At 65.4% G+C, this 10,718-nt stretch carries 10 protein-coding genes; 8 read left to right on the top strand and 2 right to left on the bottom strand.

All coding sequences use genetic code 11. The features are described from left to right. Nucleotides 1-92 precede the first annotated feature (92 nt). From ACQY4Y_RS00675 to ACQY4Y_RS00700, 6 genes are all read left to right on the top strand, one after another. Nucleotides 93-1,106, top strand: coding sequence for a DNA polymerase III subunit delta' (locus tag ACQY4Y_RS00675; protein WP_428488649.1), 1,014 nt, complete (start codon nt 93-95; stop codon nt 1,104-1,106). An 88-nt stretch (nt 1,107-1,194) separates the two neighbouring features. Further along, on the top strand, nt 1,195-1,650 hold the full coding sequence (dut, locus tag ACQY4Y_RS00680; protein ID WP_428488650.1) for a dUTP diphosphatase: 456 nt from the start codon (nt 1,195-1,197) through the stop codon (nt 1,648-1,650). A gap of 138 nt (nt 1,651-1,788) precedes the next feature. Beyond that, nucleotides 1,789-1,986, top strand: coding sequence for a hypothetical protein (locus ACQY4Y_RS00685; RefSeq protein WP_428488651.1), 198 nt, complete (start codon nt 1,789-1,791; stop codon nt 1,984-1,986). Nucleotides 1,987-2,182: 196 nt separating this feature from the next. Beyond that, a complete protein-coding gene (locus ACQY4Y_RS00690) occupies nt 2,183-3,232 on the top strand; it encodes an alpha/beta fold hydrolase (protein ID WP_428488652.1) in 1,050 nt (349 codons plus the stop codon). Next, a complete protein-coding gene (locus ACQY4Y_RS00695) occupies nt 3,229-5,685 on the top strand; it encodes a hypothetical protein (protein WP_428488653.1) in 2,457 nt (818 codons plus the stop codon). The genes ACQY4Y_RS00690 and ACQY4Y_RS00695 overlap by 4 nt, the downstream gene beginning before the upstream one ends. After that, nucleotides 5,646-6,617 (top strand): protein-L-isoaspartate O-methyltransferase family protein, encoded by a 972-nt coding sequence (locus ACQY4Y_RS00700; RefSeq protein ID WP_428488654.1) that lies wholly within the window; start codon nt 5,646-5,648, stop codon nt 6,615-6,617. The genes ACQY4Y_RS00695 and ACQY4Y_RS00700 overlap by 40 nt, the downstream gene beginning before the upstream one ends. 46 nt (nt 6,618-6,663) lie before the next feature. Here the strand turns inward: ACQY4Y_RS00700 and ACQY4Y_RS00705 are convergent, their stop codons facing one another. Beyond that, nucleotides 6,664-8,385, bottom strand: coding sequence for a putative bifunctional diguanylate cyclase/phosphodiesterase (locus tag ACQY4Y_RS00705; RefSeq protein ID WP_428488655.1), 1,722 nt, complete (start codon nt 8,383-8,385; stop codon nt 6,664-6,666). Nucleotides 8,386-8,653: 268 nt separating this feature from the next. Here ACQY4Y_RS00705 and ACQY4Y_RS00710 point away from each other — a divergent pair, with 268 nt between their 5' ends. Further along, nucleotides 8,654-9,742: a mandelate racemase/muconate lactonizing enzyme family protein gene (locus ACQY4Y_RS00710; RefSeq protein WP_428488656.1), complete on the top strand. Its 1,089-nt coding sequence runs from the start codon at nt 8,654-8,656 to the stop codon at nt 9,740-9,742. A gap of 17 nt (nt 9,743-9,759) precedes the next feature. Further along, nucleotides 9,760-10,173, top strand: a complete 414-nt coding sequence (locus ACQY4Y_RS00715) for a Rieske (2Fe-2S) protein (protein WP_428488657.1) — start codon at nt 9,760-9,762, stop codon at nt 10,171-10,173. 285 nt (nt 10,174-10,458) lie between these two features. On the opposite strand, the gene ACQY4Y_RS00720 is transcribed toward ACQY4Y_RS00715, so the two are convergent. Further along, complete coding sequence (locus tag ACQY4Y_RS00720) at nt 10,459-10,710, bottom strand: MoaD/ThiS family protein (protein ID WP_428488658.1); 252 nt, start codon at nt 10,708-10,710, stop codon at nt 10,459-10,461. Nucleotides 10,711-10,718 lie beyond the last annotated feature (8 nt).

The raw sequence follows: 10,718 nt of genomic DNA on the forward strand, positions 1-10,718 counted from the left end.
TCCGGCGGTAACGCGGCAAGGGCGTCAGGCGTCGCGCCGGCCCGCGTACAGTTGAGCGTTCCGCTTGGCGGGTTGCCGCGATAGAACGCCGCATGTCGTTCGCTGAACCCCGTGCCAACCCGGTATTGTTTGGTCACGCCGATGCCGAGGCGGAGATGGTGGATGCCATCCGCACCGGTCGCATGCACCATGCCTGGCTGATCACCGGGCCCGAGGGGGTGGGCAAGGCGACCCTGGCGTATCGCTTTGCTCGGCGGCTGCTGGCCGGGCTTCCGGCCGCGGACTCGCTGGCGTTGGATGCGGACGAGCCGGTGTTTCGCCGGGTGGCGGCGCATTCGCACGCCGACCTGCTGACCGTGGAACGGGTGTTCAACGACAAGACGCGGCGGATGAAGACGCAGATCGCGGTGGACGATGTGCGCAAGATCAACGGTTTCATGTCGCTGACGCCGGCCGAGGGCGGCTGGCGGGTCGTGGTGGTCGATGGTGCCGAGGAGCTGAATCAGGCCTCGGCCAACGCGCTATTGAAAATCCTGGAGGAGCCGCCGCCGCGAGCGATGCTGTTGCTGGTGTGTTCGGCTCCGGGGCGGCTGCTGGCAACGATTCGCAGCCGCTGCCGGCGGCTGCGGTTGGCGCCGCTGGCCGATATTGAGATGGCGGGGTTGCTGGCCGAGCGGTTGCCTCGGCTGGAGGCGGATCAGCGGGGGCGGCTGATTACCCTGGCCGAGGGCTCGCCGGGGCGGGCGATCATGCTGGCGGAGGCTGAGGGGCTGAGGATCGCCTCGCTGGTGGATAGGCTGCTGGCTGAGTTGCCGGGGGTGCCGGTGTCTCGCGGGTATGAGATCGCCGACCTGCTGGGGCGCAGCGAGACCGGGTTTTCGACCTTCATGGACCTATTGCGCGCAGGGGTGGCGGCGGCGGTGCGGGAGGCGGCGCGGGGGCGGGCGGATCCGGATCAGCAGCGGCTGGTCGGGCTGCGCCCGCTGGACGCGTGGGGCGAGCTTTGGCAGGGCCTGTCGAGGCTGCAGGACGAAACCGAGCGGTTTGCGCTGGACAAGCGCCAGGCGATCGTTGCAGGCATCGGTCTGTTGCGCGGATCGGCCTGAGCCGGCGGCGGCGGTCAGGCGGCGCTGCGGGCGGCAACCGGTGGGGCGGCGCTTGCGCCGGGATAGGCGAGCACGGCACAGTGAGTAGATGTCGATCCCGGTTGAAGTTCGCCGCCTGCCGCATGCCGAGGGGTTGCCGCTGCCGTCCTATGCCACGGCCGGGGCTGCCGGCATGGACCTGATCGCCGCGGTGCAGGACTCGGTGATTGTCGGGCCGGGCCAGCGCGTGCTGGTCCCGACCGGGCTGACTATCGCGTTGCCTGCTGGCTATGAGTTGCAGATTCGGCCTCGGTCAGGTCTTGCGCTCCGCCATGGCATCACGCTGCCAAACACGCCGGGTACCATCGACGAGGATTATCGTGGCGAGATCGCGGTCATCCTGCTGAATACCGGGGCTAAGGCGTTCGTGGTCGAGCGTGGTGCGCGCATCGCCCAGGCTGTGCTGGCGCCTGTCAGTCACGCTGAATGGCGCGAGGTCGATACCTTGAGCAGGACCGAGCGCGACTCGGGCGGCTTCGGCAGCACTGGAAGCCAGTTTGCCTAACTGCCAGATTGACCGGATCCGTCGCAAGCGTTATCACAATTAGTTGAGTTAAGATTTCTGTGTGATTTTTCATCTGTTGCTGTAAGGTAAGTGTGTCGACACCGCAAGGACGGTGTCTCCTTATGGCGGGAAACGAAGATGGCGACATATGTGGCCGAGACCGAACTGGTCGAACCCCGAGCGCTTCACTTGCCAGCGGCGCGGCCGAACCTGGCGGCAGAATTTCGCGGGACTGACGATACCGATGGGTCGGCGGCGAGAGGCATTCTGATCGCGGTGTCGCTTTCGGTGCCGTTCTGGATGTTGATCGGGTTCGCGATCTATTTGCTGTTGTAAGCGCCGCGTTGGCAGGATCATTGTCCGTAATCCGTAATATCCGCGGATTCCGTTCCGGTATCGGATAGGCTGGCTTCCCTGCGGGAGGCTGTTTCGAGGCAATGGCGGAAACGGATTAATTGCTGGTTGTAAGCGGTGCATGGTTGCGAGCTTTCTGCCGGTGATGTTTCACACGGTTTTTCGGACTCCGAGTCGCTTGCGCCGTTGGACGGTGATCCGTCGGTGCCGGTTAGGTGTTCCGCTATGGGGCGTCTCGCTGCGGGGCGTGTCGTTGCGGGGTGTTTCGTCCCGGGGCGTCTCGTCCATCTGGCGGGCGCTCGGCGGTGCGGTGGTGGGGGCTGCGCTGCTCGGCCTGGGGGCGCTCCCCGGCTGGGGGCGGCCAGTCGCATCGGTTCCGGCGCGGCATTCGGTCGCTGCTCTCAGGACCGAAGGGACGGCTTTGCCGCCCGGGGTCACCGACCACTTCTTCCTGTCGAGCGATGGGGTTCGGCTACACTACCTGGAGGCCGGCCCGCCCGGCGGCCACACCCTGGTGTTCGTTCCCGGCTGGACCATGCCGGCGTGGATCTGGATGCCGCAGATCGAGGCGTTTTCCCGGCGTTATCGTGTGGTGGCGTTCGACCCACGCGGGCAGGGCGATTCTGCGGTGCCGGCCACCGGCTATGAGCCGCGGCGGCGCGGGCGCGACGTGGCCGAACTGATCCGCCACCTCGACTCGGCCCCGGTGGTGGTGATCGGCTGGTCGCTGGGGGTGCTGGATACGCTGGCCTCGATCCATGTCGCCGGCGATCGCTGGCTGGCCGGGCTTGTGCTGGTGGATAATTCGGTGGGCGAGGAGCCGCCGCCGGCGCCGTATCGGCCCGGACCGCCGCGCCGCGGACCGCCGCCGAACCATGCGACGGCAATGGCGTCGTTCGTGCGGGCGATGTTTCATCATACCCCGCCGGCGGGGTATCTGGATCGGCTGACACAGGACGCCCTACACACGCCGGAGACCGCCAGCCGGCGGCTGTTGGCCTATCCAGTTCCCCGGTCGTACTGGCGCGAGGCGGTCTATGCCACCAAGGTGCCGTTGCTATACGTGATCCGGCCGCGCTGGGTTGCGCAAGGCGAGAACCTTGTGCGACACCGGCCCAACACCGAGATGGACGTTTTCGATGATGCCGGGCACGCCTTGTTCGTCGATGATGCGGCGCGCTTTAACCGGGTAATGGAGCGCTTCCTGCAGCGGTATGTCTGGCCGTGAATCTTGTCGCGCTGTTTTTGGTCTCGCTCGCCACCGTCGGGTATGAGACGGCGCTGACGCGGTATTTCGCCATCGCGAAATGGTCCGAGTATGGCTATTGGGTGATTTCCATCGTGATGGTGGGCTTTGCGCTGAGTGGGGTGGTGCTGGCGCTTTGGCGCGACGCGTTTGCCCGGCGTGCGCCGGGGCTGCTGGCTGGGTTGCCGGCGGTGCTGGTGCTGGCGGCAGCGACCGGCTATCATTTCACCACAACGAACCCGTTCAACCCGTTGCAATTGCAGAATACCACGACCTGGGTCCAACAGGTTTGGAACATCGGCCTGTATTATGTGGCGTTGTTGCCGTTTTTCTTTCTGGCCGGGTTGTTCATCAGCCTGTGTTTCGTGCGCCATGCCGATCGCATCGGGCGGGTGTATGCGTCCGACCTGACAGGCGCCGGCGCCGGGGCGGCCAGCGTGCTCGGGGCGATGTATCTGGTGCAGGGGTTTACCCTGGTGCCGCTGCTGCTGTTGCCACTGGCGCTGGCGGCGGGGTTTGCCGGTGCTTCGTATCGGGCGAAAGCGCTACTGGCGGCGATTTTGGCGCTCGGTGCGGCCGAGGCAGTTCTGCTGTTGGACGACCAGGCGACTTATAATGATTTCAAGGCGATCTACGCTCCACTTCATACGCCGAATGCAAAAATTATCGCCTCGGTGAACACCCCTCGGGGCGATTACGCGTTGCTCGACGACTTCACCGAACGGCTTGACACCGACATTTCCAACAATGCCGCCATGATGGGCGTTGCGGGTCCGCCGCGCAGCTACGGGCTGTATCGCGACGGCAATCGGATCGCGGCGCTGCCGCGGCGGCAGCCGATCCGGTCGGACTACGCGGCGGCGGCGCTGGACGCGCTGCCGTATCAACTGGCGCCGCACGCCACGGTGTTGCTGGCCGGGGGGTCAGGCGGGTTTCGCGTCGCCGAGGCGTTGCGACTGGGTGCCGCGCAGGTGCGCGTCCTGGAGCCGGAGCCGGAACTGCTGCGTATCATGCGGCACGGGCTGGGTCCGGTGATGCCGCTGCGGGCAGCGCCGAACGTCCGCGTGGTCGGGTCCGCGCCGCTGGGCGGCGCCGCCGGCGGACGATACGATGTGATCGATCTTTCGGCGGACTTCCTGGATGCAGCGGAGACTAACGCGACGGCGTTCAGCCGCGAGGCGTTGGTGGCCTATTTGCGCGCGTTGGCGCCGGGCGGAATGGTGTCGGTCCCGGTCTCGATCCGCGATTTCCCGGTCTATGCGCTGCGCATGCTGGCCACGGTGCGGGCGGCGCTGCTGGCGTCCGGAATCGATGATCCGGCGGCACACGTCATGGTCTATCGATCGGCCTGGGATGTTCGTATCCTGATCGCGCGCGAGGGCTGGAGCCAGGCAAGGATCGCCGCTGCCCGCAAGTTCTGCGATGACCGCTCGTTTGACATGTCGTGGTATCCCGGACTCGACGTGGCCAAGGCGCGTGCGAATATTTACAATGACTTGCCGGCGGTTTCTTTCGACAAGGGTGAGGTGGAGTCGGGAGGGCCGGACGATGCGATCTCCGACGAGGCGCAGGCGGTGCTGTCGGGACAGGCCTCGGCGTCGGGGCAGCAGTTCAACCTGTCGCCGATCACGCTGGACCGGCCATTCTTCTATGCCGCGCTGCGGCTGGACCGCATCGGCACGATCCTGAAGCGGCTGGAGATTTTGCCGCAGGCGGAGGTGGGCGCGCTGGTCAACCTGGCGGTACTGGCCCAAGCAGTGGTGCTCGCCGGGCTGGTGTTGCTGGTGCCGCTGGCCGCGCCGGGGCGGATTCGCGCGGCGAAAACCGGGATGGTGCGGGCGGTGGTGTACTTCCCGGCCTTGGCGCTGGGGTTTCTGTTCATCGAGATCTACCTGATCGAGAAGGCCAGCTTCTGGCTGGGCGATCGGACCGACGGGTTCGCCGTGGTGCTTACCGGCATGCTGCTGTTTTCCGGTCTTGGCAGCCTGTTGTCGGAGCGGTTCATCGACCGCAAGCTGCACGCGATGGTGATCGTGGCGGCGGTGGTGTTGGCGTGGTGCGCGGCGGTGCTGGCGTTGCTGCAGCCGTTGATGATGGCTACGTTGACCTGGCCACTGCTGCTGCGGTCGGGGTTGTTGCTTATGCTGATAGCGCCGGTTTCGGTGGCCTTGGGGTTGCCGTTTCCGCTGGGACTAAACCAGGTGGGGTCAGGCGGGCTATTGCCCTGGGCGTGGGGGCTGAACGGGGCGTTTTCCGTGGTTGCCACCCCGCTGGCGAATCTGATTGCGCGTTCGGCCGGGTTCAGCAGGGTTCTGTTATGCGCGGCGGCGCTCTATGCCATCGCCCTGGTGGCATTTCCGGCGATGAGTAAGAGATCGGGGAGGAAGAGATCGGTTTGGCACGATATCGCAGCACCATCACCCGCCGCGGAGTGATCTCCGCCGTCGCCTCGGCCGCGGTATTGCCGGTCGGCGCCGGGCGCGCGGCGCCGGTCTGGACGCGCGCGGCCTACGAACAGGCGATGCGCCAGTCCGGCCGCCCGGTCAGCCTGACCGATGCCCAGTTCGATGCCATCCAGGCGCGCAAGCCTGCGGCGATGCAGCGGATCGCTTTGTATCTGAAGGACCACCTCGGGTCCGCCGATCCGGCGGTGATGGCGGCGTTCGAGGCGGTGCCGCGGGAATATTACCACTACGACTATCCCGACCATCGGGCCACGCCGGGTGACGCCTACGAGGAAGATCCCAAGCCGTGGGGCCTGGGTTACGGGTCGGCGCTGTCGGACTATCTGGGGCAGGCCTACATGACTCAGGTTTGCAAGCCGAAGCCAGGCGACGTCACGCTGGAGATCGGCACCGGCAGCGGATTCCAGAGCAGTCTGCTGTCGCGCATCGTGCAGACCGCCTACTCGATCGAGATCATCGAGCCGCTGGGCAAGGCGGTGGGCAAGATCTTCGCTCCGCTGGGGTATAGCAACGTCCACACCAGGGTGGGCGACGGCTATTACGGCTGGCCGGAGGTCGGCGGCGGGTTCGACACCATCATCGTGACCTGCGCGGCGACGTTTGCGCCGCCCGATCTGTTCAAGCAGTTGAAGGCTGGCGGGCGGCTGGTGATTCCGATCGGGCAGCCGTTCAAGCGCGGCCAGGTGCTGTACGTCTATACCAAGGACGCGGCGGGCAAGATTCACTCGCGGCGCGATATTGGCGTGTTCTTCATCCCGATGACCGGGGCGATCATGAAGAGCGCGCCGGTGCGGCCGGAGACGGTTTCCGACCACCCGGCGGCGGATGCGGCGGCCAAGCCGGCCGAGGACAAAGCAGCGGATAAACCGGCGGCGGATACCACCAACCCCGCGTCCGAATAGGCCGCGCAACCGAGGTGATCGCGCGCTGACGGGCGGCGGTTGCTGTTCAGGCGATGACCATGGCCGAGGCGAATCGCGCCAGCATCTCGGGCACCTTTGCCTCCGGCTGCGGCGCGCTGAACAGAAAACCCTGCATCACGTCACAGCCTTCGGCACAAACGATCGCGTCCTGCTCCGCCGTCTCGACGCCTTCCGCGGTCACTGACATTCCTAGCCCGCGGCACAGTACGACGATCGCCTGCACAATCACCCGAGCGCTAGGGTCGGCGCCAAGATCCATGATGAAGGATTTGTCGATCTTGATCCGGTCAAACGGAAAGCACCGCAAATAGCCGATCGACGAATACCCGGTGCCGAAATCATCCAGCGCGAACCGGAGTCCGAGGTCGCGCAGTTGCTGCATCATGGCGGTCGTGCCCGGGGTTTGGCGGAGCAGAACGGTTTCGGTTATTTCCAGCTCCAGCCGCCGCGACGGCAGCCCGGAGATCGCCAGCGCGCGTTTGACCGCCGACACCACGCTGCCGTCGTCGAACTGCGCCGGCGACAGGTTGACCGCGACGGGAACCTCGGAACTCCATCGCGCGGCTTGCGCACAGGCTTCCTGTAGAACCCAGTCGCCCAGTGGGGTGATGATGCCGGTTTCCTCACAGAGCGGGATGAACTCGGCCGGCCGGAGCAGTCCGCGCACCGGATGGCGCCAGCGCAGCAAGGCCTCGAAACCGGTCAATTCGCGGGTTCGCGCGCTGATCATTGGTTGAAAGAACAGCTCGAACTCGCGGTTCGCCAGAGCGCGCCGCAGATCGCCTTCCAGATCATGGCGTCTTTTCGCTTCCGATTCCATCTCCGGCGCGAAGAAGCAATATGTGCCGCGGCCCGCCGCCTTGGCGCGATACAGCGCCTGGTCGGCGGACTTGAGCAACAGTCCCAGTTCGTCGTTATCGGCGGCTGCCCAGACGATGCCGATGCTGGTGCCGATGGTGATCACATCGTTGCCGAACGGGTAGGGTCGGGCGAGTTCCTCGATCAGACGCTCAGCCAGCATTGCCGCATCATCCGGCTGGACCGGGGCGTTTTGCACCACCGCGAACTCATCGCCGCCGAGCCGGACCACGAGATCCTCGGGACGGGTGTTCGCGCGAAGCCGATCGGCCACCGCGCAGAGCAGGGCGTCACCGGCCGGATGGCCGAACCGGTCATTGACATTCTTGAAGCCGTCGAGATCGAGGCACAGCACCGCGACCGGTCCATCGCCGCGCCGGCGATCCGGGTTGCGGTCGAGATATTCCCGCAGCAGCACGCGGTTCGGCAGGCCGGTCAGCGCGTCGTGCCTGGCGGTGTGGGCCAGCCGCTCCTCGGCGCGTCGGCGTTCGGTGATGTCCTCGTGCGTCGCGACCCAACCCTTGTCGGGCATCGGGCGATGGTGGATCGAGATGATCTTGCCGTTCTTCAGCGCGGCGATGCTGTCAGTATTCACGCTGCTGGCCTGGGTCCTGTCGCAACGCGCCCAGTACGCCTCTTGCGTTATGTCCTCGCACGCTCCGACGGCATAGCGAAGGTCGACGATTTCGCGGAGTGTCATGCCAGGGCGCACGTCTTCGACCGCGAGGCCGTAGATCTCGGCGTAGCTGCGGTTCGCCAGGATCAGCCGCCGTTGGCCGTCGAAGAAGCAAATACCCTGGGTGATATTGTTCAGCGCGACATCGAAGCGCTGGGTCATGATCAGCGCGTCCAGCTCGGCGTTCCGCCGAAGCAGATCGGGTCCGTCCATGGCAGCTCCGTCTTCACTCCGGTGGGCAGAGTGGTTTCGCGTCACGATCGATTGATGGCACTGGTTTGTTAAGATAGGGTTAATCCCGGCCCGTGACGACAGGTATTACTTGGGTCGTTGGCGGATCACGATTTTGCGCAATCCGTCGATCTCGGCTTCGGTCACAGTCTCCCGGCGGACAGCGAGGGGATTTGCCGGCGTATGGGTCGCGGCGGCGGATCGTGGCAGTCTCCCGGTACCGTCCATTCAAGCCAAACGAGGCACCACGATGAAAATCACCCGACTACGCACCGAGGTGGTGCACCTGCCGATCGATCCGCCGATCCTGACCACGATCCTGGGGTCCATCCGCTCGGCGGGTTGCGTGCTGACTTTCCTCGACACCGACCAGGGGCTGACCGGCGAGGGATTGGTGTTCTCGATCAACAACCGCCGTCTGAGCGTGATCCACGAGATGATCCGCCAACTGGCTGACATCGTCGTCGGGCTGGACCCGCGCAACGGCGGCACGCTGAACGCGACCGCCTGGAAGGAGCTGAATTTTCTCGGCTACGAGGGGGTTTCGATCGTCGGCCTGGCGGCGGTGGACAACGCGCTGTGGGACCTGCGCGGCAAGGCTGCCGGGCTGAACGTGGCGCATCTGATCGGGGCCTGCCGGAGCGCAGTGCCGACCTATGCGAGCGGCGGGCTGTGGCTGGATTCTTCGATCGATGCGCTGCAGGCGCAGGCTCGCGGCTTTGTCGAGCGGGGATTCAGAGCGGTCAAGACTCGCGTGGGGCCGATGGAACCGGAGCGGATGGTGGCCAGGGTGGCGGCGGTGCGCGAGGCGGTCGGACCGGACATCGCACTGATGGTGGATGCCAACCAGCAGATGAGCGTCAAGCAGGCGATCCGCATTGGGCGCATGATGGAGAAGCTGAACCTGACCTGGTTCGAGGAACCTGTGATCTGCCATGACCATGCCGGCGAGGCTGAGATCCGGGCGGCGCTGGATACGCCGATTGCTTCGGGTGAAACAGTCTATACCCATCGCGGCGTGCTGGCGATGCTGCAAGCGGGTGCGGCCGATGTGGTGATGCCGGACTTGCAGCGCATGGGCGGAGCGACTGAATTCCTCAAGGCTGGGCATTTGTGCGAGGCGTTCCATGTGCCGTGCGCATCGCATCTGTTCTCTGAAATGAGCCTGCCGTTGCTGGCCTCGATGCCCGGCGGATACTACCTGGAGCATATGCCTTGGTTCGAGACGATCTATCGCGAGCGGATCGAACTCGACGCCGAGGGGCGGGCCATCGTGCCGGATCGTCCGGGCTGGGGGTTCAGCTTCGACCCCGAGGCGATCCGTCGCTTCGCGGCCTGACGCGGCGGGTCAGGATCATGAGCAAGCACGTCGTGGCGACGGTCGCCGAGGTCCCCCCGGGGCAGCGCAAGCTGGTCACGGTGCGCGGGCGGCAGATCGCGGTGTTCAACCTGGGGGGCGAGTTTTTTGGACTGTTCAACCGCTGTCCGCACCAGGGCGGCCCGATGTGCGAGGGCATCCTGACCGGGCTGATCGAGTCCGACGCACCGGGCGAGTACCGTTATTCCCGCAAGGGTGAGATCCTGCGCTGCCCGTGGCACGGCTGGGAGTTCGATGTACGCACCGGGCAGAGTTTCTGCGATCCGTCGAGGATCTCGGTGCGCAGCTATGCGGTGGAGGTCGCCGAGGGTCAGCGCGTCGTGCTGGGACCCTATGTGGCGGAGACGATTCCGGTGACCGTCGAGCAACAATACGTCGTGGTGGAGGTCTGATGGGTCGTTTCAGGGACGCGGGGAAAGAGTGCGGGCTTGCTGCGCCGCGCAGGCCCCGATCGATACTGGGGCACACTGAGCGGGCGCGAAGGATCGGTGTTCATCCGCTTGTTCGTCTGACTACTTCGATGCGCGGGCAGAGGTCGATGCGGTGTCGTAGAAAGTGTTATTTAACGCAGAATGAACGCGGATCGTGTAAATGTCGTTCCTCTGGGCGTAGGTTATTTCACTCTGGGCGTGAGTTATTTTCTTCGATGGGATAATGTTTGTTGCAAGGGTTCCGCGCTAACCGCCGCCGATCTTCGGGATCAGATAGATTTCGCTGCCTGGCTTGAGTTCCACGCCATAGGCGTCCTGGAAGATCTCGCCATCGACGGCCACGGCCATGGTTTCCTCGACCTGGGTGCCCAGGCCGGGGAAGCGGCGGTTGAGTTCGACCACCAGGCGGCGGAAATTGGTTGCCTCGACCTCGAACTCGGTCTGCCCGCCGGCCAGTTGCTGGCCGGCGGAGCCCGAGGCGAGAACCACGGTAGGCATCAGGGCGG

The sequence above is a fragment of the Rhodopila sp. genome (assembly GCF_965277165.1).
In the GTDB taxonomy this organism is placed as follows: Bacteria; Pseudomonadota; Alphaproteobacteria; order Acetobacterales; family Acetobacteraceae; genus Rhodopila.

Bases quoted from the DNA above. Each gene is read 5' to 3' on its own strand.
- ACQY4Y_RS00675 (WP_428488649.1), top strand. From the start codon at position 93: ATGTCGTTCGCTGAACCCCGTGCCAACCCGGTATTGTTTGGTCACGCC.
- dut (WP_428488650.1), top strand. From the start codon at position 1,195: ATGTCGATCCCGGTTGAAGTTCGCCGCCTGCCGCATGCCGAGGGGTTG.
- ACQY4Y_RS00685 (WP_428488651.1), top strand. From the start codon at position 1,789: ATGGCGACATATGTGGCCGAGACCGAACTGGTCGAACCCCGAGCGCTT.
- ACQY4Y_RS00705 (WP_428488655.1), bottom strand. From the start codon at position 8,385: ATGGACGGACCCGATCTGCTTCGGCGGAACGCCGAGCTGGACGCGCTG.
- ACQY4Y_RS00710 (WP_428488656.1), top strand. From the start codon at position 8,654: ATGAAAATCACCCGACTACGCACCGAGGTGGTGCACCTGCCGATCGAT.
- ACQY4Y_RS00715 (WP_428488657.1), top strand. From the start codon at position 9,760: ATGAGCAAGCACGTCGTGGCGACGGTCGCCGAGGTCCCCCCGGGGCAG.
- ACQY4Y_RS00720 (WP_428488658.1), bottom strand. From the start codon at position 10,710: ATGCCTACCGTGGTTCTCGCCTCGGGCTCCGCCGGCCAGCAACTGGCC.